Consider the following 22,827-nt stretch of genomic DNA (forward strand, 5'->3'; position numbering starts at 1 on the left):
ACGGTATGGCGCTACTCGCTTCGGATCGTCGCACACTGGTGGTTGGCCTGGGCAAGACCGGGCTCTCCTGTGTGCGTTATCTGACCGGCCTCGGGCGTGAGGTGTCGGTGGCGGACAGCCGTGCCCGACCACCGGGACTGGATGAGCTCAAAGCCAGCTGGCCGGACCTGGAGCTGAGAACCGGAGAATTCTCCCCTGAATGGTTCCGGGGATTCAACGAGCTGGTGGTCAGCCCGGGTATCGCCATCTCCGAACCGGCCATCGCCGCCGCCGCTGAAGCAGGTGCCCGTATCCGGGGCGACATCGACCTGTTCGCGGAAGCCGCTGATCGTCCTGTTATCGCCATTACCGGCTCCAACGGCAAAACCACGGTCACCACTCTGGTGGGAGAGCTGGCCCGCGCCGCCGGTGTTCGCGTCGCGGTTGGCGGCAACATCGGTACGCCGGCCCTGGATCTGCTTTCCCAGGATGTGGATGCCTATATTCTGGAACTCTCCAGTTTCCAGCTGGAAACCACCCACGAACTGAATGCCGAGGTGGCGACCGTACTGAACATCAGTGACGACCACATGGACCGCTACGCCTCGAAGATGGAGTACTACCAGGCCAAGCAGCGGATTTTCCGTGGCGCCCGCAATGCCGTGGTCAATCTCGACGATGCCCTGAGCACTCCGATGGCCCGGGACACCCTGCGTTTTGTCTGCTACGGCTTCCACCGGGTGAATCCGGAAACCTTCAGCACCCGTGAAGACGAGGAAGGACTCTGGATCACCTGGGGACTGAAGAATCTCGTCAATACCCGCGACCTGAAACTGGCGGGCCTCCACAACATCAGCAATGTCATGGCTGCCCTGGCTCTGGGTCATGCCGCAGGCTGGCCCATGGCACCCATGGTCGAGGCGGTAAGGCGCTTTCGAGGTCTTCCCCACCGCTGCGAGCCGGTTCGCACTCTTGCGGGCGTGGAGTACATCAACGATTCCAAAGGCACCAACGTGGGCGCCACTGTCGCCGCACTGGACAGTCTTGCCCCGGGCTGTCAACAGATCGTGCTGATCGCCGGTGGTGATGGGAAGGGGGCAGACTTCACGCCGCTCGCCCGTCCGGTGCGGGAGCACTGTCGCGCCGTTGTCCTGATTGGCCGGGATGCCGGCTTGATTGACGAGGTTCTGACCGCCGGTGCGAGGGTCGAAAGGGCTGCCACCATGGAAGAAGCCGTGGTCAGGGCCGCCACGGTGGCGATGCCCGGGGACCGGGTATTGTTGTCGCCGGCCTGTGCCAGCTTCGATATGTTCACTGGCTACGAGGATCGCGGTGAGCGGTTCCGTCGGGCCGTGGAGGCGCTCTGATGTCGACGACTGTCATCAATCACAGTGGAGTCCACAGGGGCCTGTTTTCCCAGCCCCTGCCATGGCTGGTGGTCAGCGCCGGGGCGTTGCTGATGATGGGCGTTGTCATGATCGCGTCCGCTTCCATGGACACGGCTGCGGAAAACCTCGGCAACAGCTATCACTATGTGCTGCGCCAGCTGATCTACGCCGGGATTGGCTGCAGCCTGGCGGTCGCTGCGGCCAACGTTCCGGTTTCCTGGTGGTACCGCAGCGGCTGGCTGCTGCTGGGTGTGGGCATGGCCTCCCTGTTGCTGGTTCTGACGCCTCTCGGCAAGACCGTCAATGGCTCCACACGCTGGATTCCCCTCGGCCTGTTCAACATCCAGGTATCGGAAGTAGCCAAGCTGTGCCTGATCGCCTACCTGGCCGGATACGTGGTGCGTCGCCGGGAGGAACTGGTAAACAGCTGGTGGGGCTTTATCAAGCCAGTGCTGGTCCTGGGCCTTGCTTCGGCACTGCTGGTCATCCAGCCGGACTTCGGCGCTACCGTTGTCCTGATGACGGCGGCCCTAGGCATGATCTTCCTCAGCGGTGTGCGGCTCAGCCGCTTCATGCCCCTCATCGCGCTCAGTGTCGCCCTGGGGGCGGTGCTGATTGTCACCGAGCCCTACCGTCTCAAGCGGGTGGTGAGTTACCTGGATCCGTGGCAGGACCAGTTCAATACCGGTTATCAGCTGACCCAGTCACTGATAGCGTTCGGCCGGGGCGAATGGAGTGGCGTTGGCCTGGGCAACTCGATCCAGAAGCTCTTTTATCTGCCGGAAGCCCACACCGACTTCATTTTTGCCATCACCGCCGAAGAGTTCGGCCTGGTGGGCTCCATGGCGGTACTGGGCCTGTTCACCGTGCTGGTACTGGCCGGATTTGTCATCGCCCGCAAAGCGGAGAAGCAGGGCATGGGCTTTGCCGCCTGCTTTGCCTACGGACTTACCCTGCTTATGGGGCTGCAGGCGATGATCAACATGGCGGTGAACACCGGCCTCCTGCCCACCAAGGGCCTGACGCTTCCGCTGATGAGCTATGGCGGCTCCAGTCTCATGGTGACCTGCATTGGCATTGGTGTGCTGGTGCGGGTTGAAATGGAGCGCCAGCAACAATGTCTCAATTCCCAGGGGGAGACCACCGGATCTGCCCTGAGGGGGGCGTCATGACCATGCGGCGCTTCCTGCTCATGGCCGGTGGTACCGGTGGTCACGTATTCCCGGCACTTGCCACCGCCCGTCGCCTCCAGGAACTGGGGCATGAAGTCCACTGGCTCGGCTCCGCCGGGGGAATGGAGGAGCGCCTGATAGGTGACACCGACATACCTCTGTCGGTGGTGACGGTCTCCGGTCTTCGCGGCAAAGGCAAGCTGGCCCTGCTGGCGGCGCCGTTCCGTCTGGTGCGGGCGCTGTGGCAGGCCCTGGCGATCGTCCGCCGGATCCGCCCGGACTGCGTCATCGGCATGGGTGGATTCGTCACCGGCCCTGGTGGGGTGGCGGCCTGGCTCACCCGTCGGCCACTGCTTGTTCATGAACAGAATGCGGTGGCGGGAATGACCAATCGCATCCTTGCCCGCCTGGCGAAGACAGTGATGGAGGCCTTTCCGGGGAGTTTCGGAGAAGCAGTGGTGACCCGCTGCACCGGTAACCCGGTTCGTTCAGATGTGGCGGGTCTGGCTCCTCCTGAAGAGCGGATGGCCAGCCGGCGTGGCCCTGCACGGGTTCTGATCGTCGGCGGCAGCCTGGGCGCGCAGGCGATCAATGAGAGGGTGCCTGCGGCGGTTGCCCTCCTGCCGGAGGCGCAGCGGCCGGAAATCCGCCACCAGTGCGGGGAACGCAATCTTGATCAGGCCAGGGCCGCCTATGAGACGGCGGGTGTCGAGGCTTCGCTGGAGCCGTTCATAAAGGAGATGGCCGAGGCCTACGGCTGGGCGGACCTGGTGATCTGCCGGGCGGGCGCACTGACCATATCCGAGCTGTGCGCCGCCGGTATCGGGGCTGTGCTGGTACCGTTCCCTCACGCAGTGGACGACCACCAGACCCGAAATGCCAGCTACATGGTCAAGGCGGGGGCAGCGATCCTGATGCCCCAGCACAAGTTAACGGAAACACTGCTGGCGGATACCCTGGCGGACCTGGTGGGTGATCGTGAGCGAATGGTTGACATGGCCCGTGCAGCCCGTACGCTGGCGCGCCCCGATGCAACGGAGAGAGTCGTGAATTACTGTCTGGAGGCTGCCCATGTCTGAGATCACCAATCCGCCACTGGTCTACCAGGTGCCCGAGATGCGCCGGATCCGCAACATACACTTTGTGGGAATCGGTGGCGCCGGCATGTGCGGTATCGCCGAAGTCCTGAAGAATCAGGGATACGACGTTTCCGGGTCCGACCTCAGGGAGTCGGCAGTGACAGAGCGTCTCAGGAACCTCGGCGTAACCGTCCACATAGGTCACCGTGAAAGCAACAGTGACACCGCTGACGTTGTCGTGGTGTCCTCGGCGGTGGATGCCACGAATCCGGAAGTGGCGTCGGCCCGCAGTCGGCGGGTACCCATTGTGCCCCGGGCCGAGATGCTGGCGGAAATCATGCGCTACCGCCACGGCATCGCGGTAGCCGGCACCCACGGCAAGACCACCACCACCAGCCTGATCGCTTCGGTTCTCGGTGAGGCCGGGCTGGATCCCACCTTCGTGATTGGGGGCAAGCTCAACAGTGCCGGTACCAACGCGCAGCTTGGCGGATCCCGTTACCTGGTGGCAGAGGCGGACGAGAGCGATGCCTCTTTCCTGCACCTGACGCCCGTGATCTCGGTAGTGACCAATATCGAAGCCGACCACATGGATACCTACGGCGGGGACGTGGCACAACTGAAGAAAACCTTTGTGGACTTCCTACACAACCTGCCGTTCTACGGTGTGGCGGTCATGTGCCTGGATGATCCCTTCGTCGACGAGATTCTTCCGAGGATCTCCCGGGCCATCATCACCTATGGAATCGACCGGAACGACGCGGACTATCGGGCGATCGACATCGAGTCCGACGGCCTGCGCACCCGGTTCGTTGTGAAGCGGCCCGGCGGTCGCAGTGACCTGCGGGTAGAGCTGAAAATGCCCGGTCGACACAACGTGCTCAACGCCCTTGCGGCCATTGCGGTGGCCACCGACGAAGGCGTGGACGACGACGCCATCTGTCGTGGCCTGTCCGGGTTTGCCGGTGTCGGACGCCGCTTCCAGGTGTATGGAGATTATCCGGTGGCAGGCGGCACCGTCACTCTGGTGGATGACTACGGTCACCACCCGACGGAGGTTGAGGCCGTGATCAGGGCAGCCCGCGATGCATGGCCCGATCGCCGCATCGTGATGCTGTACCAGCCTCACCGGTATTCCCGGACCCGGGACCTTTACGAGGATTTTGTGCGGGTACTGTCCGAAGTGGACACCCTCCTGATGATGGATGTCTATTCAGCGGGTGAGACACCGGTGCCAGGGGCTGATGCGCGTTCCCTGTGCCGGAGTATCCGTCAGCGGGGCCAGGTGGATCCGGTGTTTGTTGAGGATGCGGGCGATCTGACCGGTATTCTGGCGAACATCCTTCGGGACGGCGACCTGCTGCTGACCCAGGGGGCCGGAGATATTGGCGGCGTCGCCGCAAAACTTGCAGCAAATGGAGTGGTTGGGCGTGAGTGAGTCCAGAAACCGACAATACCAGGTGGACGCGGCGACCCGTGAGGCGTTGGGCCGCGTTGCCGTTTTCATGGGGGGCGATTCGGCAGAGCGGGAGGTTTCCCTCAAGAGTGGCCAGGCGGTCACCCAGGCCCTGCAGGCAGCGGGTGTGGATGCGTTCGCCCGGGATATCCGGGGCTGTCTGCTCAGGGCGGTGGAGAATCCTGACTTTGACCGGGTGTTTATCGCTCTTCACGGACGTGGTGGTGAGGACGGCACGCTTCAGGCCATTCTTTCCCAGGCCGACATTCCCTACACCGGTAGCGAAACCCTGGCATCGGCTCTGGCCATGGACAAGTTGCGCACCAAATATGTCTTCGCCGGTTGCGGGCTGCCAACGCCCGCCTTTCGTGCCATGAATGGCGAGGAGGAAGTGGGCGCGATCGTGGCGGACCTGAAGTTCCCACTCAGCGTCAAGCCGTCGCGGGAAGGATCCAGCATTGGTGTCCGCAAGGTGCGGACCAGGGACGAGCTGGCCTCCGCGTACCGCGAAGCGGCGAGTCACGACCCGCTGGTCCTGGTAGAGGAATGGGTTGAAGGCCCCGAATACACCTGCAGCATCCTGCAGGGCCAGGCGCTTCCGGTAATTGGCTTGAGCACCGACCATGACTTTTACGACTACGACGCCAAATACCTGGCCAACGATACCCGGTATCGGGTGCCCTGCGGGCTTGACGAGTGGCAGGAGGCCCTGATCCAGAACCTGGCGGTGGAAGCCTTCCGGGTGGTTGGCGGGCGCACCTGGGGCCGGGTCGACATCATGGAGGACCAGGAGGGTAGGTTCTGGCTGCTGGAGGTGAATACCGTGCCCGGCATGACCGACCACAGCCTGGTTCCCATGGCCGCCCAGGCCGCCGGTATTGGCATGCCGGAACTGGTTGTCCGGATTCTGCTGGATACCCTGCCGGCCACGGAGAGTGATGATGCTTGACCAGTTGCTGCTTCGAAGTCGCTTTGTACCGTCTGACCCGCCCCGGCGGCGAGGCGCGACATCGGCATCGGCGGAGCAGGGGCTGTTCGGAATGCTGGGTCAGCTCCTGGGCGCCGTGCCCTGGGGCAAGATTGGTCTGGGTGCATCGGTGCTGCTGGTGACCGCATTGATACCCTGGGGCACAGGTGAGTTACTGGCCGCCATGGACCGGCAGTTCATGAGGGTCGAGGTCGCCGGGACCCTGGTGGGGGAAAACCGCAACAGCCTGGAACGGAACGCGAGCCAATGGCTGGGCAAGAGTTTCTTTACCACGGACCTGGCGGACATCAAGACCTCACTGGAGGCGCGTCCCTGGGTGGACAGCGCCGCGGTACGGCGAGAGTGGCCGGATCGGCTGGTGGTTGAAATACGGGAACACAGACCTCTGGCGTACTGGAACGACGGCCAGGTAATCAGCCGCACAGGAGAGGTTTTCCAACCGTCGAATCCGGAAGCGGCGGGCGCTCTTCCAAGGTTGCGGGGGCCTGAGGGCCGGGTGCGTGAAGTGATCGACAAGGGACGCCTCATGGCCAATGCCCTTGAAGAGCGGGGTATGGGCTTTGCCGGCATCGCCCTTGAGGAACGGGGGGCCTGGACCCTGACCCTGACTAACGGTATCGAGGTTGCTCTCGGCCGTGACCAGGTGGAAGAACGGTTTGAACGCTTCCTGACCGTGTATGGCGAGCAACTGGCGAGCCGTGCCGATCAGGTCGAACGTATTGACGTCCGCTACACCAACGGGGTGGCGGTCCGGTGGAAACCACTGGGCAAGGCGTCCGGGAACAATTCATAGATCGGCTAATTGGTGAACTGCATGTCATCGGTTGATACGGAAAACATGATTGTCGGCCTGGATATCGGCACCTCCAAGGTGGTGGCGATCGTCGGCAAGCGCAAACTGGATGGAACCATCGAGGTGGTCGGCATTGGCTCCCACCCATCCCGCGGACTCAAGCGTGGGGTGGTGGTGAACATCGAGACCACGGTGCAGTCGATCCAGCGGGCGGTGGAGGAGGCCGAGCTGATGGCGGGATGCCGTATCCACTCGGTCTACGCTGGTATCGCCGGCAGTCACATCAAGAGCCTGAACTCCCATGGCATCGTCGCCATCCGTGACCGGGAAGTGACCCGGGCCGACATTGACCGGGTAATCGACGCGGCCCAGGCGGTCGCGATTCCCGCCGACCAGAAGATCCTCCACATTCTGCCCCAGGAATTCGTGATCGATAACCAGGAGGGCATCAAGGAACCCCTGGGGATGTCCGGTGTACGGCTGGAAGCCAAGGTGCACCTGGTGACCTGCGCGGTGAACGCGGCCCAGAACATCGAGAAGTGCGTGCGCCGCTGCGGCCTTGATGTGGACGACATTATTCTTGAGCAGCTGGCGTCCAGCTACGCAGTGCTGACTGAGGACGAGAAGGAGCTTGGTGTCTGCCTGGTTGATATCGGGGGCGGCACAACGGACATCGCGGTCTTCACCGGTGGCGCGATCCGTCATACCTCGGTGATACCCATCGCCGGCGACCAGGTCACCAACGATATCGCAATGGCCCTGCGGACACCCACCCAGAACGCCGAAGAAATCAAGATCAAGTACGCCTGCGCCCTGACCCAGCTGGCGGGTGCGGATGAAACCATCAAGGTGCCCAGCGTCGGTGACCGCCCACCACGGAATCTCTCCCGCCAGGCCCTGGCGGAAGTGGTGGAGCCCCGTTACGAGGAGCTGTTCACTCTGGTGCAGTCAGAACTTCGTCGCAGCGGGTTTGAAGACCTGATCCCTGCCGGTGTCGTGATCACAGGCGGTTCCTCCACCATGGAAGGGGTGGTGGAACTGGCCGAGGAAATCTTCCACATGCCGGTCAGGCTGGCCTCTCCGCAGGCGGTCTCCGGTATGACGGAAGTGGTCAACAATCCCATCTACGCCACGGGCGTCGGGTTGCTGATCTATGGCTTCCGCCAGATGGATCTGGGACAGGGGCCCGCTCTCAAGGGGGAGGATGCACCCTCTTTACTCGAGCGCATGAAAGCCTGGTTTACCGGGCATTTCTGAAAGAACGCATCACACGAAGGTCTCGAAAAAAACAATCAGTCCGGAAATGGCTGAAATCTGCACGAAGGAGAAGGGGAATGTTTGAACTAGTCGATAATGTCCAGCAGAACGCTGTGATCAAGGTTATCGGTGTTGGCGGTGGCGGCGGCAATGCTGTCCGGCACATGCTCAACAGCGATGTGGAAGGTGTTGAATTCATCTGTGCCAATACCGATGCCCAGGCCCTGCGGGACCTGGACGCAAAGCAGGTGATTCAGCTTGGTGGCAATATCACCAAAGGTCTGGGTGCCGGTGCAAATCCGGAGATCGGCCGTCAGGCCGCCATGGAGGATCGTGACCGTATCGCCGACGCCATCAAGGGCGCGGATATGGTCTTCATTACTGCCGGTATGGGCGGGGGAACCGGTACTGGTGCGGCGCCCATCGTGGCGGAAGTGGCCCGGGAGATGGGCGTTCTCACCGTTGCGGTGGTTACCAAGCCGTTCCAGTTCGAGGGTGGCAAGCGGATGAGCGTTGCCGAGTCCGGGCTCAAGGATCTGGAAGAAAGCGTTGATTCCCTGATCACCATTCCCAACGAGAAACTGCTCGCGGTAATGGGCAAGAAGACCAGCCTGCTGGATGCCTTTGCCTCAGCAAACGACGTACTGCTGGGAGCGGTTCAGGGCATTGCCGACCTGATTACCCGCAACGGCATGATCAACGTCGACTTCGCCGACGTGAAAACCGTTATGTCCGAAATGGGTATGGCGATGATGGGTACCGCCCGCGCCACAGGGGAGAACCGGGCCAGGGAAGCAGCCGAGGCGGCCATTCGCAGCCCGCTGCTGGAAGACATCAACCTGCAGGGTGCCAAGGGAATCCTGGTCAATATCACCGCGGGTATGGACCTCAATCTGGGCGAATTCTCCGAGGTTGGCGACATTGTTCGCGAATTTGCCTCCGATTCCGCAACCGTTGTCGTCGGTACCGTGATCGACCCGGAAATGACCGACGAGCTGAAGGTTACCGTGGTTGCCACTGGTCTCGGCGGAGACCGGGAGAAGCCCACCAAAGTGGTGGACAACACCCGTACCCTGGATGGCACAACGGATTATAACCAGCTTGACCGTCCGGCGGTGTTGCGTCGGCGAGCGGTGTCCCAGGGCAACGTGGCGGTGGATCAGCGTCGTGATTCCGAGGAACAGGATGTCGACTATCTCGATATTCCCGCATTCCTGCGTCGTCAGGCGGACTGATAATCTGTCTCAACTTTGGTCGACGGGGAGCGGGCCTTGGCCCGCCCTGTGACCTGATGCACACAAACGGCGAGACGAATGACGATAAGGTCATAAAGCCGGTGGTTAAATGGTATTCAGTCTCGTTATTTGATACGCTGCGGGCAACTTTTTGCCCAATGATATCGTTCTTTTGTGACGGATATATGTACCGATGATCAGACAACGGACGCTTAAAAACACCATTCGTGCCACTGGCGTTGGCCTTCATTCCGGGGAAAAGGTTTACCTTACCCTGAGATCCGCGCCGGTGGACACCGGTATCGTTTTTCGACGTACCGATCTTGACCCGGTGGTCGAGATTCGCGCCTGTGCGGAAAACGTCGGCGAAACCATGCTTTCGACAACCCTGGTCAAGGACGGCGTCCGCGTTGCAACCGTGGAGCATCTGCTTTCGGCCATGGCGGGTCTGGGTATCGACAACTGCTTCGTTGAGCTTAGCGCTGCCGAAGTGCCGATCATGGACGGCAGTGCCGGTCCCTTCGTGTTCCTGCTGCAGTCAGCGGGTATCGCGGAGCAGGAGGCGGCCAAGCGGTTTATTCGTATCAAGCGCGAGGTGACCCTGGAGGAGGGCGACAAGAAGGCGACCTTCCTGCCGTTCGAGGGCTTCAAGGTCAGCTTCGGCATTGATTTTGATCACCCGGTATTCAAGGGCCGCGCCCAGACCGCAACGGTGGATTTCTCCAGCACGTCCTTCGTGAAGGAAGTCAGCCGTGCACGCACATTTGGCTTCATGCGTGACATTGAAAAACTGCGCGCCATGAATCTGGCTCTGGGCGGCAGCGTTGACAATGCCATCGTGGTGGACGACTACAAGATTCTCAACGAGGATGGTCTTCGTTACGACGACGAATTCGTCAAGCACAAAGTGCTGGACGCCATCGGAGACCTTTACCTGCTGGGTAACAGCCTCATTGGTGAGTTCCGCGGGATCAAGTCGGGCCATGACCTGAACAACAAATTGCTGCGTAAACTGCGGGCGGAAGAGGATGCATGGGAAGTGGTTACCTTCGATGACGAAGCCACCGCGCCTATCTCCTACATGAAGCCCGTGCTGGCAGTGCCGGCCTGAGGCGGGACGCCCTAGTCCGGAGATTTGCCGGCATGACTGGCGAGTTTTTCGAGAACCTCGCGTAGTGCTTTATCCTTCGTGTGCCCGGCCTCCTCTTTGAGGAGCCGGGCATTTTCTTTACTCAGGGTCATGGGCTTGCTTTTCCGCTCAATGCGGTAGCGGGCGGGCTGAACCCTGATTCTGAACTTCCAGACAAACTGGAAGGTTTCATTCCGTCGCAGGGTGGCCATGACTTCCTGCTGCCGGAAACGCAACTGGCTCGCCTGGGTGGCGTTGTCTACCTGTAGTACCAGCTCGCCTTCCCGATAACTCACAAAACGGACGTTGCCCGCAAGGTTTTCCGGAAGCGCCTCGAGCACCAGTTTTTCCGTACTGCGATGAAGTGCGGTCCTGGCCATCAGGTCCCGCAGCCGCTGGCCCTGGTCCCGGTTGTCCGGGGTCAAGGATAGTGCCGGTCGTATTTTCATTGTGGCAATCAGAACTCGACGTGTTGGTTAACCTTTGGTTACACTTCCTCACTCCAGTGTTGCCAATCTAAAACGATTTGTACAGAAAGTGCTATCTGCACGGACAACATGTTGAGTCTTTAACAAAACGTAACAGCCAGACACTGAAAAGGACGAAGTCTGTCTCCTTTTAAGCTGGAAGGGCAGTTTACTATCCCTCCAGTGGTCAACAACAGGGATGTTGGTAACACCTGAATGGTTCATGATTATGAATATCATCCTTGTAGGTCAAAATCACGGTCGCTCGAGGGTACTGTCCCTGAACGCCGGTGGGATTCTGGCGGCAGCTCTCCTGCTCCTGACCCTCGTCGCTGCCTGCGGCTGGGCAGGCTATCATTATGCCATGTCCCGGGTGGCGGACCGGCCCGTGGTACCGCAGTTCATCCTGGCCCAGTGGCAGCAGTCCCTGGAAGAGCAGCAGCGGGCTCTCGACCGGGTGGAGCGGACGTCCAGGGAGCAGGTCGATGCCATGACCCTGCGGCTGGGTGAGATGCAGGGCCGCCTGTTGCGCCTCGATGCCCTCGGTCAGCGCTTTATCGAGAATGCTGCCGTGGCAAGCGAAGAATTCAACTTTGACGAACCGCCCGCGGTCGGTGGTCCCGAAGAGGCGCTTGGGGGAGAGTCCTTCAGTACGCCGGAACTCAGTGCCATGATCTCGCAGCTGGATCAGCGTATCAGTGATCGGGAGCAGCAGCTGCGCCTGCTTGATACTCTCATGTCCAACCGACGTCTGGAAGACGAGCGTTTCGTGGCGGGCAGGCCGATTACCTGGGGTTGGTTGTCGTCACGCTATGGCTACCGCTCCGATCCGTTTACCGGAAAAAGAACCTGGCACGACGGTGTGGATCTCGCCGGCAAGGACGGCAGTGACATCATTGCAGTGGCCGCCGGTGTGGTGACTTTCTCGGCTGAGCGCCATGGTTACGGCAACCTTGTTGAGATCGACCATGGTGACGGCCTGGTTACCCGCTACGCCCATGCCAAAGAACTGGTGGTGGCTCAGGGTGATGTGGTCCAGAAAGGCCAGGTGGTTGCCAAGATGGGCAGCACCGGGCGCTCCACCGGGCCCCACGTCCACTTCGAGGTGTTGCAGAACGGCAAGAGTAAGGACCCGGTGAAATACATACAGCGGGCGTCACGCTAACGCCGGTCCACCTGACCGCAGCCCTGCGGAAGACGCAAAGGCCCCCTGTCAGGGGGTCTGTTGGGTCCCCCGCTTTTCCCACCCTTGTGATCCAGCCCCGGTTTCCGCACCTTTCCTGTCCCTGTCGATTCCACGCCGCCTTTTGTCCTCTTGCAAAATAAGGTTAGAATGCCGGCTTCCTCCGTTTAATCAAAGAAGCAGTGGTCTATGTTCACGAAGCTTGCAACCAAGATGTTCGGTAGTAAAAATGTCCGCGAGGTCAAACGGATGCGCAAGGTGGTATTGCGTATCAACGAGCTTGAGGAAGCGCTCACCGGGCTGTCCGACGATCAGTTGCAGGCCAGGACCGTCGAGTTCCGGGATCGCCTTGGAAAAGGGGAGACCCTCGACCAGCTGCTGCCGGAAGCCTTCGCCACGGTTCGCGAAGCCAGCCGTCGCGTGATGGGAATGCGCCATTTTGATGTTCAGCTGATTGGCGCCATGACCCTCCATGAAGGTCATATCGCCGAAATGAAGACCGGTGAGGGTAAAACCCTGGTGGCAACCGCGGCGGTTTATCTCAATGCCCTGGCCGGTCTGGGCGTTCACGTAGTCACTGTCAACGATTACCTGGCGCGCCGGGACTCGGAGTGGATGGGCAAACTTTACCGGTTCCTGGGCATGACCGTGGGGGTGGTGGTATCGGGCCAGCCGCCGGAAGAGAAGCGTGCGGCCTACCAGGCCGACATTACCTACGGCACCAACAACGAATTCGGTTTCGACTATCTGCGCGACAACATGGCGTTCAGCATGAGCGACAAAGTCCAGCGCGGCCTGAACTATGCGATCGTGGATGAGGTGGACTCCATCCTGATCGACGAGGCACGGACCCCCCTGATCATTTCCGGTGCCGCGGAAGACAGTTCCAAGATGTACCGTGAGATCAATACCCTTATTCCCTCACTGGAGAAGGGCGAGGTACCCGAAGAGGGTGAGCCCACGGGTGACTTCACCATTGACGAGAAATCCCGTCAGGTGGAACTCACGGAAGCCGGTCATGAGAAGGTGGAAGAGCTGCTGCTCAGCCGGGGCCTGCTGAAGGAGGGAGAAAACCTCTATTCCGCCGCGAACCTGAGCCTGCTCCATCACGTTCACTCCGCGCTGCGGGCCCATCATCTGTTCCATCGTGAGGTGGACTATCTGGTGCAGGATGGGCAGGTGGTGATCGTTGACGAGCATACCGGCCGCACCATGCCGGGCCGGCGCTGGAGCGAGGGCCTGCACCAGGCCATCGAGGCAAAGGAAGGGGTCGATATCAAGGCGGAGAGCCAGACCCTGGCCTCCACCACCTTCCAGAACTATTTCCGCATGTACGACAAGCTGGCCGGCATGACCGGCACCGCCGATACCGAGGCTTTCGAGTTCCGCCAGATTTATGGCCTCGACGTGGTGGTGATTCCGCCGAACAAGCCCATCCAGCGTATCGACTACAACGACCTCATCTATCTCACCCAGGAAGAGAAATTCCACGCCATTATTGATGAGATCAAGGATGTGACCGCCGAGGGCAGGCCGGTACTGGTGGGTACGGCTTCCGTAGAAGCCTCTGAGGTTCTGTCATCGCTGCTCAAGAAAGCCCGTATCGAGCACAAGATACTTAACGCCAAGCACCACGAGAGCGAGGCTCATGTCATCGCCCAGGCGGGTCGTCCCGGGGCGGTCACCATTGCCACCAACATGGCGGGTCGTGGTACCGACATCATGCTCGGTGGAAACTGGGAAACCGAAGTTGCCTCTCTGGAAAATCCCACCCAGGACCAGATCGACAGGATCAAGACCGAGTGGGACGAGCGGCATCAGCAGGTGCTGGCCGCCGGTGGCCTGCACATCATCGGTACTGAGCGCCACGAATCCCGCCGGATCGACAACCAGCTCCGGGGCCGCGCCGGTCGCCAGGGCGACCCGGGTTCGTCCCGTTTCTTCCTGTCCCTGGAAGACAACCTCATGCGCATCTTCGCTCCGGACAGGGTGAAGAACATCATGCAGGCCATGGGGATGAAAAAGGGCGAGGCCATCGAGCATCGAATGGTGACCAATGCCATCGAAAAGTCCCAGCGCAAGGTGGAAGGCCGCAACTTCGACATGCGCAAGACCCTGTTGGAATACGATGATGTCGCCAATGACCAGCGCAGGGTGATATACGACCAGCGTAACGAAGTGATGGCTTCCGAGGATGTCTCCGAAATGATCGACAGCATCCGTGCTGATGTGGTCGAGGAAGCCATCAGCGAATTCATTCCACCCCAGAGCATGCCGGAGCAGTGGGATGTGCCTGGACTGGAGGCCCACCTGTCCTCGGAGATGGGGATCGATCTGCCGATACAGCAATGGCTCGAGGAAGACCACAAGCTCTACGAGGAAAAACTCCGGGAGCGGATACTGGACGAAATCGTCAAGGCCTACCGGTCGAAGGAGGAAGTGGTCGGCACCGAGTCCATGCGGAAGTTCGAGAAGCAGGTCTTCCTGCAGGTACTGGACACCCTCTGGAAAGAGCACCTGTCCAATATGGATCATCTGCGCCGTGGCATCCACTTGCGTGGTTATGCCCAGAAGAATCCAAAGCAGGAGTACAAGCGCGAGGCGTTCAACCTTTTTGAGACCATGCTGGAGACCATGAAACAGGACATCACCCGGGTGCTGTGTCATGTGAAGGTTCAGAGCCGCGAGGAAATGGAGGAGCTCGAGCGTCAGCGTCAGCAGCAGTTGGAGAAGGAGCTGGCGGCGGCCCGTATGCGCCATGACCAGACCAGCGCCACCCAACCCCGGGATGAAGAGGCCGAAGCCCAGAGAGCGCAGGGCGCGATACCGGAAACCTTCGTCCGACAGGAACGAAAGGTGGGCCGGAACGAGCCCTGTCCCTGCGGGTCCGGTAAGAAATACAAGCAGTGCTGCGGTAAGGTTGCCTGATACCACCGCTGCCCTGGCCGACAGAGACCCGCACCTCCGATTTCCGGGGCTGCGGGTTTTTTATTCACAGATACAGACTGACCAGACCGGCGAGGAGCCGGTCAAATGGAGGAAGCTATGGCGGTAGGTCCCGCAACGTTGCCCGATAATTTTTGCCCGGTGGCCGGAGTCCGGCTGGGTGTCGCCAGCGCCGGCATCAAGAAACCGGGCCGCAAGGACGTGGTACTCATTGAGCTTTCCCGGGGAAGCCGCGTGGCAGGGATTTTCACCACCAATCAGTTCTGTGCGGCGCCCGTGCATGTTGCCCGCAAGCACCTGAGCGAGGGTGAACCCCGCTATCTGCTGATCAATACAGGTAACGCCAACGCCGGGACCGGGGCCCGGGGCATGCAGGACGCCAATGCCTGCTGCGAAGCACTGGCCAGGGCGGCTGGTGTCCGGGCGGACGCGGTGTTGCCGTTCTCAACCGGGGTGATTGGCGAACCCCTGCCGGTGGGAAAAATCACTGCCGCCCTGCCGGATGCCATTGCCAACCTTGCCCCGGATAACTGGACTGCGGCGGCGAACGGGATCATGACCACGGATACCCGTCCCAAGGGAGCGTCACGGCGACTGGAGATTGACGGCAGGACCGTGACCATTTCCGGCATCAGCAAGGGAGCCGGCATGATCCGCCCCAACATGGCCACCATGCTTGGCTTTATCGCCACCGATGCGGCCATTGGGCAGAACGTGTTGCAGAAGCTGGGCTCCGAGCTGGGAGAGAAGTCCTTCAACCGCATTACCATCGACGGCGATACTTCCACCAATGATGCCTGCATGCTGATTGCCACCGGCGAAGCAGAAGTGGGGGCCGCAACCGTTGAGAGCGAACATTACCCCGCCCTGCGACAGGCGCTGGAGGAAGTATACCTGGAGCTGGCCCACGCTATTGTCCGGGATGGGGAGGGAGCCACCAAATTCATCACCATAGAGGTGACCGGAGCCGCCGGTCAGCGGGAGGCGCTGGACGTGGCCTACACGGTAGCCCATTCACCACTGGTGAAGACCGCTCTGTTCGCTTCCGACCCCAACTGGGGGCGCATTCTGGCAGCCGTGGGCCGCGCCGGAGTCGAGTCGCTGGATCTGGAGGCCATCGAAATCTATCTGGGTGATGTCTGCCTGGTGCGCAATGGCGGCCGCGCCGATGACTACACCGAGGAGCGGGGTCAGGCCGTGATGAACAGGGAAGATATCACTATTCGTATCGATCTCAAGCGCGGGCGTATTGAAGAGACGGTCTGGACCTGTGACTTCTCCCACGACTACGTCACCATCAACGCTGAGTACCGGAGCTGATGTGACCCCTGGCGGCGGAAAACTTGTCCACGTCGCGGTCGGGGTAGTCTGGCGAAGAGGCCGGGTACTCGTCGCGCGGAGGCCGGAGCATGCGCACCAGGGCGGCTTGCTGGAGTTTCCCGGGGGCAAGGTGGAAGCCGGGGAGAGCGTCCAGCATGCCCTGGCCCGGGAGTTGCTGGAGGAGACGGCCGTCAAGGTGGACCCGGCGAGCATGACGCCGCTGATCAGGATTCGCCACGACTACGGCGACAAGGAAGTGCTGCTGGATGTGTGGCAGGTCCACGGGGCGGTTGGTGAGCCCAGTGGGCTCGAGGGTCAGCCGGTGTTCTGGCTGGCGCCGGAGCAATTGAGCCCGGAGGCGTTTCCGGTCGCCAATCGCCCTATTATCTCTGCCCTTCGGCTGCCTGATCGGCTGGCGATCACCGGGAACCACGAAAATGTTCATGAGGCGCTCACATGCCTCGCGTCTTCCCGGGTCACTGCACAACCGGAGCTCATCGTGCTGCGGTTGCCATCGCTGCCGCCAGCGGCCTACGCTGAGGTGGTTACAGGGTGTATCGAGACCGGAGGAGGCCAGGCGAGGGGATTGCTGGTTCATGACCACATAGAGCTGGCACAGGCCCTGCCGGTTGCCGGACTCCACCTGAGTTGGCGTCGGGCGGTGGTCTTGGTGGAACGGCCGGTTCCCGCCGACCGTTGGTTCGGCGTATCCTGCCATAGCGGGGAGGAGCTTGACCACGCCGCCATTATCGGAGCCGACTATGCCACTCTCGGGCCGGTGCTGCCGACGCCCTCCCATCCGCAAGCCAGGGGCATGGGCTGGGATGGGTTCGCCGCCATGACCGAACAGGCCACGCTCCCGGTGTATGCCCTTGGCGGCACCGCGCCAGACCAGGTGGCGTTGGCGAAGAGTGCCGGTGGGCAGGGTATCGCCGGAATTTCCTGGTGGTGGCAGGCCATCGGCAATGGATTCATACAGGAGACACCATGAGCAAACTGACCCATCTTGATGACCAGGGCGCCGCCCGTATGGTGGATGTGACCGCCAAGGACGTAACCGAGCGTGAAGCGATAGCGGAAGGTCGAATTCTGATGGATGCGAAGACCCTGGCCATGATCGTTGAGGGCGAGCACCCGAAAGGGGACGTACTGGCAGTGGCCAGGGTAGCGGGCATCATGGCCGCCAAAAAAACCCACGATCTGATCCCCTTGTGCCACGCACTCAACCTCACGTCGGTCAAGCTGGCGCTGACCCCGCAGGACACCCCCTCCTCCGTTCACATCGAGGCACGCTGCAAGCTGGCGGGCCAGACCGGTGTGGAAATGGAGGCGCTTACCGCCGTCAGTGTTGCGGCTCTGACCCTGTACGACATGTGCAAGGCCGTCGACAAGGCTATGGAGATTACCGGAGTCAGGTTGCTGGAAAAGAAGGGTGGCCGCAGTGGCCATTGGCAGGCCGAGGAGCGGGACGCCTGAGCCAACAGGGAACATCCGATGCCCCGCTGCCGTCGTAGAGCTACTACCCATCTTAAACTACGACGGCCGGTCGCCATCTGCTAGAATGGCCGGCTTATCGCAAAATGATTCATGAGGAACCACTGTGGCTGTTCGCTACGTCCAGACCTGTCGCCTGCCCACTCCTTTCGGCGTTTTTGACATGCACGGTTTTGAGGAGCCGGACACCGGCAAGGAGCATATCGCCCTGACCCTTGGAGATCTGGAAAGCGACGAGCCCATGCTGGCGCGCACCCATTCCGAGTGTCTGACCGGAGATGCCCTCTACAGCATGCGTTGTGATTGCGGCTACCAGCTGGAAGCCGCGCTGCGCAGTATCGCCCGGGAGGGCCGGGGTATCCTGATGTATCTGCGTCAGGAAGGGCGCGGCATCGGTCTGTTGAACAAGATCCGGGCCTACAAGCTTCAGGACGAGGGTGCCGATACGGTAGAGGCCAACGAGCGTCTGGGCTTTGCCGCTGATCTGCGGGATTACAGCATGTGCAAGGACATGCTGGGCCACCTGGGCATTCGCAGTCTCAAACTGATGACCAATAACCCACGCAAGGTCGATGCGTTGCGCTCCCTGGGTATAGATGTGGTGGAGCGGGTCGCCATTCATGTGGGCCGCAACCCCCATAATGAACATTATCTCAATACTAAGCAGAGCAAGCTGGGTCACTGGCTGGAAACCCATCAGGACGACGATCCGGCGTAAAGGTGGGGGAACTTCCTCCGCCGCAATTCACGGCCCATCCATAGACCGGCCTTGCTTCGGCGGCATCCATGTCGCCGTCCGAAAGCCCCTACACCTCACCCGATCTCCCGACCGGCTGGGGGGGACTCAGGGGGCTGCTTTGAGTTCGGGCTTGCCGGAACCAAGACGCCGACGAATCGAAGCCTCGATACCGGCGGCGTCCAGCCCCACTTCCGCCAATAGCTCATCGGGCTTGCCGTGGTCCACGTAATGATCTGGCAGACCCAGTTGCAGCACTGCCCTGGCGATGCCTTCCCGGTTCAGGAACTCCGTCACCGCGCTGCCAGCGCCACCGGCGATGGCATTTTCCTCAAGGGTCACCACCACCTCGTGGGAAGCCACCAGTTCCGTCACCAGGGTTTCGTCCAGGGGCTTCACGAAACGCATGTCCGCCACGGTGGCGCCAAGGCTCTCCGCTGCCTGCAGCGCTGCGGAGAGACGGGTGCCAAAGTTCAGGATCACCACAGACTCGCCCTCGCGCACAACACGGCCACGGCCGATGGGCATGGGCTTCAGCTCCTGTTCGATGACCGCTCCGGGACCAGTGCCCCGGGGGTAGCGGACTGCCGCGGGACCCTCGTGCATCAGCCCGGTCTGCAGCAACTGGCGGGTCTCATTCTCATCTGACGGGGTCATCACCACCATGTTGGGAATGCAGCGCAGATAGCTGAGATCGAAGGCGCCGGCATGGGTCGGCCCGTCTTCACCCACCAGGCCTGCGCGGTCGATGGCAAAGAGCACATCCAGATTCTGGATGGCCACGTCGTGGATCAACTGGTCGTAGGCTCGCTGCAGGAACGTGGAGTAAATAGCGACAACCGGCTTGGCGCCATCGCAGGCCAGGCCCGCCGCCAGAGTCACCGAGTGCTGTTCGGCGATGGCAACGTCGTGGTAGCGATCCGGGAATTTCTCGGAAAACGCCAGCAGGTCGGAGCCCTCACACATGGCGGGGGTAATGCCGATCACGCGCTCGTCCTGTTCCGCCGCATCGCATAGCCATTGGCCAAACACATTGGCGTATTTGGGACGCTTGGGCTTCGGTTTCACTGGTTCTGGCTTACTGGCCGGCACCGGTTCGATCTTGTTGATGGCATGGTAGCCAATGGGGTCACTCTCCGCCGGTGCGAAACCCTTGCCCTTGCGGGTTACCACGTGGAGAAACTGCGGTCCGTTGAGTTCGCGGATGTTCTCCAGGGTTTCCAGAAGCAGTGGCAGGTCGTGGCCATCAATGGGGCCGATGTAGTTGAAGCCCAGCTCCTCGAACAGCGTACCGGGCGCGATCATGCCCTTGAAGTGCTCCTCTGTCCGCCGCGCCAGTGCCATCAGCGGTGGCGCTGCCTGAAGCACCCGTTTGCCGCTGTCCCGCATCTGGTTGTAGGCGCGGCTGGAGAGCAGGCGGGCGAAGTAATTGGACAGACCGCCCACGTTCTTGGAGATGGACATGTCGTTGTCGTTGAGGATCACCAGCATGTCGGCGTCCAGGTGCCCGGCATGGTTGAGAGCCTCGAAAGCCATGCCTGCGGTCATGGCGCCGTCGCCGATGACCGCAATGCTGCGGCGTCCGGATTGCTGTTGCTTCGCCGCCAGCGCCATGCCCAGAGCGGCGCTGATGGAGGTGCTGGAGTGGCCCACGCCGAAGGTGTCGTATTGACTCTCGCAGCGCTTGGGAAAGCCGGCTAGCCCGCCTTTCTGACGGATGGTGCCCATCTGCTCCCTGCGGCCGGTGAGAATCTTGTGGGGGTAGGCCTGATGACCCACGTCCCATACCAGCCGGTCTTCCGGCGTATTGAATACGTAGTGCAGGGCAACGGTCAGTTCCAGTACGCCAAGACCGGCGCCGAAATGGCCGCCGCTCTGACCCACCGTCCAAAGCAGGAACGCACGCAGTTCCCGGGCCAGCGCCGGAAGTTCTTCCTCGGTCAGAAGGCGCAGCTGATCGGGCGTGTCGACCCGGTCCAGCAAAGGCGTGTGGGGCCTCTGGGCGGGAATTTCCTTGAAAATGTATGTGTCCTGCATGCGTCCGGTCTTGTATCGGTGACTTTGATAGTCTGGTCGTGGTCAGTCCGGTTGGCGACTGCTACGGCCCAAAAATTCATTATAGGGAAGGGTGCGGCCGGTTTCAGTACCGTCGTGACACCACGAACTCTGCCATGCCCCTCAAGGTATCCGCCTCCGGGCCGAAACCAGCCAGGTTCTCCTGGCACTGGGCCAGCAGTGTGGCAAGGTAAGTACGGGCTCCGTCAACCCCCATAAGCGCCGGGAAGGTGGGTTTCGCGCGGGCCTGGTCGGAACCCTGGGGCTTGCCGATGACACTGGTGGCGCCCTCTACATCCAGCAGGTCGTCCCGTACCTGGAAGGCGAGGCCGATTGCCCCGGCGTAGCGGTCAAGCTCCATGGCCTGCTCCATGTCCCGGCCCCCGGTTCCAACGACAGAAAGCACGCCCATGCGAACCGACGCCTCGATCAGGGCGCCGGTCTTGCACCGGTGCATCTGTTCCAGTTGTTCAAGGGTCAGCCGATGACCGACTGCCGCAAGGTCAATGGCCTGCCCGCCTACCATGCCGGCACTGCCACTGGCTTTGGCAAGAAGCTGAACCATGGCCAGGCGGGTGCTGGCGTCCAGGCTTTCTTCACTGGCCAGCCAGTCAAAGGCCATCGCCTGAAGGGCGTCTCCGGCGAGAATGGCTGTCGCTTCGTCGAATTCGATATGGGTTGTAGGCCGCCCGCGGCGCAGGTCGTCATCGTCCATCGCCGGCAGGTCATCATGTATCAGCGAGTAGGCGTGAATCAGCTCCAGGGCGCAGGCCGGAATGAGTGCCTGCTCGGGTCTGCCCCCCACGGCAACGGCCGCGGCCATGCTCAGCGCGGGGCGGATACGCTTACCGCCACCGAGCACGCTGTAGCGCATGGCTTCATGAAGCCGGGAGGGCTCACGGGACTCCGCAGGCAGGCGCTGGCTCAGGGCGGTGTCGGTCAGAGTGGCGCAGGTCGCGAGGAATTTTTCAGTGGAGCGGTCGGGCATTATCAGCCTTGCTCCCCGCTGTCCTGCGGCGGGCTGAAGGGCCGGCTTTCCAGGCTGCCATCCGCACGCTCGACCAGCTGCTCCACGCGCTGCTCCGCCTGCCGCAGCGCCTGCTGACATTCCCGGGTCAGGCGAACGCCACGCTCAAAGGCGCCCAGGGACTGCTCCAGGGAGAGCTCTCCCTGCTCCAGGTCCTTGACCAGGCTTTCCAGTTCGGCCAGCGATTTCTCGAAATCGGCAATGGATGCGGTTTCCGGGGTATCCGCCATAGTAGGGCACTCCGTCAGGACCTGCAGGTCACGTTCTCGGGGATCATTCAGCGAGCGTCAGTATAACAGAGCTGCGGGCGCTGCCGAACCATTGGTCACGCAGTCAGCGTTTGCGGTCCCCGGTGACCCAATGGAAGCTTTGACACTCGCCTTTGGTTCCACCCCGGCCCCAGGCCTGCTCCGTGACATAAATGTCACCGCTGAGGTGAACCGTTACCACAGTACTGGCCCGGGTGCCGTAATAATCGGACTGGATAAACGGCGAGGACAGGAAGCGCTCCTGGGCCAGCTCCAGGCCCGTGTCCGGCAACAGATGATCCGGCGCTGGCGTGGTGTCGTGGAGCTGGTCAATCAGCGAGGCATGGAGCGCATCGGGTCTGGCGGGATCGCAGTCCGCCAGGGTCTGGCGCAGCTGTTCCCGCAGTCGCACCAGTTTGGGCCAGGGGCTCTGCAACAGGTGATTGCTCAGCCCGTAGCTGCCCCGGTAAAGGGTCCGGCCCGGATGAGCATCGCGGTTGCTGTAGTACCAGCCGTCCCTGCGGGTCAGATGAATGAGGTTGAAGCCGGCGTACAGGCTTCCGGTGTCCGCCAGCTCCTGGCCGACCTCCTCCCGGGAGTGCTCCTGGGCAAGCAGGGGAAGCTTGCCCCGGGTCAGACGGCCTGCCTCCGTGTTCCCTTCCCGCACGTTGGTGACCGCGCTGATGTGCCCTTCGGGAGAGACCGCAAGCCAGGTGCCGCCGGATTGCTCATCCCGGCCGGCCAGAAGATTGCGGTCTGGCCACCAGTGCATGGGAGAGGTCGGGCGATGGTAGAACTCGTCCCGGTTGGCCGCCAGCACCAGGGGAAATTCGCGATGCTGGTCAATGGAAAACAGAATAAGGCACATAGGGCTC

At 61.5% G+C, this 22,827-nt stretch carries 20 protein-coding genes; 15 read left to right on the forward strand and 5 right to left on the reverse strand.

Features of this window, described 5'->3' with window-relative positions; all coding sequences use genetic code 11:
* Positions 1-5 precede the first annotated feature (5 nt).
* The 9 genes from murD (at position 6) to lpxC (ending at position 10,458) form a co-directional block, all read left to right on the forward strand.
* A complete protein-coding gene (gene murD / locus BM346_RS12905; RefSeq protein WP_092013818.1) occupies positions 6-1,346 on the forward strand; it encodes a UDP-N-acetylmuramoyl-L-alanine--D-glutamate ligase in 1,341 nt (446 codons plus the stop codon).
* Positions 1,346-2,539, forward strand: a complete 1,194-nt coding sequence (gene ftsW / locus BM346_RS12910; RefSeq protein ID WP_092013821.1) for a putative lipid II flippase FtsW — start codon at positions 1,346-1,348, stop codon at positions 2,537-2,539. Before murD ends, ftsW begins: the two co-directional genes overlap by 1 nt.
* Entirely contained in the window at positions 2,536-3,618 is a 1,083-nt protein-coding gene (gene murG / locus BM346_RS12915) for an undecaprenyldiphospho-muramoylpentapeptide beta-N-acetylglucosaminyltransferase (protein WP_092013824.1), read from the forward strand. The genes ftsW and murG overlap by 4 nt, the downstream gene beginning before the upstream one ends.
* Complete coding sequence (gene murC, locus BM346_RS12920) at positions 3,611-5,056, forward strand: UDP-N-acetylmuramate--L-alanine ligase (RefSeq protein WP_092013826.1); 1,446 nt, start codon at positions 3,611-3,613, stop codon at positions 5,054-5,056. Before murG ends, murC begins: the two co-directional genes overlap by 8 nt.
* The gene (locus BM346_RS12925) at positions 5,049-6,023 is read left to right on the forward strand and encodes a D-alanine--D-alanine ligase (RefSeq protein ID WP_227663015.1); all 975 of its coding nucleotides are present in this window, start codon (positions 5,049-5,051) and stop codon (positions 6,021-6,023) included. The genes murC and BM346_RS12925 overlap by 8 nt, the downstream gene beginning before the upstream one ends.
* Positions 6,016-6,855 (forward strand): cell division protein FtsQ/DivIB, encoded by an 840-nt coding sequence (locus BM346_RS12930; RefSeq protein WP_092013832.1) that lies wholly within the window; start codon positions 6,016-6,018, stop codon positions 6,853-6,855. Before BM346_RS12925 ends, BM346_RS12930 begins: the two co-directional genes overlap by 8 nt.
* A gap of 21 nt (positions 6,856-6,876) precedes the next feature.
* Positions 6,877-8,112 (forward strand): cell division protein FtsA, encoded by a 1,236-nt coding sequence (gene ftsA / locus BM346_RS12935; protein ID WP_092013835.1) that lies wholly within the window; start codon positions 6,877-6,879, stop codon positions 8,110-8,112.
* Between the two features lie 77 nt (positions 8,113-8,189).
* Complete coding sequence (gene ftsZ, locus BM346_RS12940; protein WP_092013838.1) at positions 8,190-9,347, forward strand: cell division protein FtsZ; 1,158 nt, start codon at positions 8,190-8,192, stop codon at positions 9,345-9,347.
* Between the two features lie 193 nt (positions 9,348-9,540).
* The gene (gene lpxC / locus BM346_RS12945; RefSeq protein ID WP_092013841.1) at positions 9,541-10,458 is read left to right on the forward strand and encodes a UDP-3-O-acyl-N-acetylglucosamine deacetylase; all 918 of its coding nucleotides are present in this window, start codon (positions 9,541-9,543) and stop codon (positions 10,456-10,458) included.
* Between the two features lie 11 nt (positions 10,459-10,469).
* On the opposite strand, the gene BM346_RS12950 is transcribed toward lpxC, so the two are convergent.
* Complete coding sequence (locus tag BM346_RS12950) at positions 10,470-10,925, reverse strand: DUF721 domain-containing protein (protein ID WP_092013844.1); 456 nt, start codon at positions 10,923-10,925, stop codon at positions 10,470-10,472.
* Positions 10,926-11,172: 247 nt separating this feature from the next.
* Between BM346_RS12950 and BM346_RS12955 the strand changes: the two genes are divergently transcribed.
* The 6 genes from BM346_RS12955 (at position 11,173) to ribA (ending at position 18,604) form a co-directional block, all read left to right on the forward strand.
* The gene (locus tag BM346_RS12955) at positions 11,173-12,108 is read left to right on the forward strand and encodes a M23 family metallopeptidase (RefSeq protein ID WP_092014979.1); all 936 of its coding nucleotides are present in this window, start codon (positions 11,173-11,175) and stop codon (positions 12,106-12,108) included.
* A 207-nt stretch (positions 12,109-12,315) separates the two neighbouring features.
* Positions 12,316-15,054 (forward strand): preprotein translocase subunit SecA, encoded by a 2,739-nt coding sequence (secA, locus tag BM346_RS12960; RefSeq protein WP_092013847.1) that lies wholly within the window; start codon positions 12,316-12,318, stop codon positions 15,052-15,054.
* A 117-nt stretch (positions 15,055-15,171) separates the two neighbouring features.
* Complete coding sequence (gene argJ / locus BM346_RS12965; protein ID WP_092014982.1) at positions 15,172-16,392, forward strand: bifunctional glutamate N-acetyltransferase/amino-acid acetyltransferase ArgJ; 1,221 nt, start codon at positions 15,172-15,174, stop codon at positions 16,390-16,392.
* A 1-nt stretch (position 16,393) separates the two neighbouring features.
* Complete coding sequence (locus tag BM346_RS12970) at positions 16,394-17,383, forward strand: Nudix family hydrolase (protein WP_092013850.1); 990 nt, start codon at positions 16,394-16,396, stop codon at positions 17,381-17,383.
* Entirely contained in the window at positions 17,380-17,868 is a 489-nt protein-coding gene (gene moaC, locus BM346_RS12975; protein WP_092013853.1) for a cyclic pyranopterin monophosphate synthase MoaC, read from the forward strand. The genes BM346_RS12970 and moaC overlap by 4 nt, the downstream gene beginning before the upstream one ends.
* Before the next feature lie 124 nt (positions 17,869-17,992).
* Positions 17,993-18,604 (forward strand): GTP cyclohydrolase II, encoded by a 612-nt coding sequence (gene ribA, locus BM346_RS12980; RefSeq protein WP_092013856.1) that lies wholly within the window; start codon positions 17,993-17,995, stop codon positions 18,602-18,604.
* A 126-nt stretch (positions 18,605-18,730) separates the two neighbouring features.
* Here ribA and dxs read toward each other — a convergent pair whose 3' ends face one another.
* The 4 genes from dxs to BM346_RS13000 all read right to left on the reverse strand — a co-directional run bounded on the left by dxs (position 18,731) and on the right by BM346_RS13000 (position 22,820).
* Positions 18,731-20,659: a 1-deoxy-D-xylulose-5-phosphate synthase gene (dxs, locus tag BM346_RS12985; RefSeq protein WP_092013859.1), complete on the reverse strand. Its 1,929-nt coding sequence runs from the start codon at positions 20,657-20,659 to the stop codon at positions 18,731-18,733.
* A gap of 103 nt (positions 20,660-20,762) precedes the next feature.
* On the reverse strand, positions 20,763-21,665 hold the full coding sequence (locus tag BM346_RS12990) for a polyprenyl synthetase family protein (protein WP_092013862.1): 903 nt from the start codon (positions 21,663-21,665) through the stop codon (positions 20,763-20,765).
* Positions 21,666-21,667: 2 nt separating this feature from the next.
* Positions 21,668-21,934, reverse strand: a complete 267-nt coding sequence (locus tag BM346_RS12995; RefSeq protein ID WP_092013864.1) for an exodeoxyribonuclease VII small subunit — start codon at positions 21,932-21,934, stop codon at positions 21,668-21,670.
* A 103-nt stretch (positions 21,935-22,037) separates the two neighbouring features.
* Entirely contained in the window at positions 22,038-22,820 is a 783-nt protein-coding gene (locus BM346_RS13000) for an NRDE family protein (RefSeq protein WP_092013867.1), read from the reverse strand.
* Positions 22,821-22,827 lie beyond the last annotated feature (7 nt).

Origin of the sequence: Marinobacter daqiaonensis, from assembly GCF_900115285.1 — a bacterium.
Classification (GTDB): domain Bacteria; phylum Pseudomonadota; class Gammaproteobacteria; order Pseudomonadales; family Oleiphilaceae; genus Marinobacter; species Marinobacter daqiaonensis.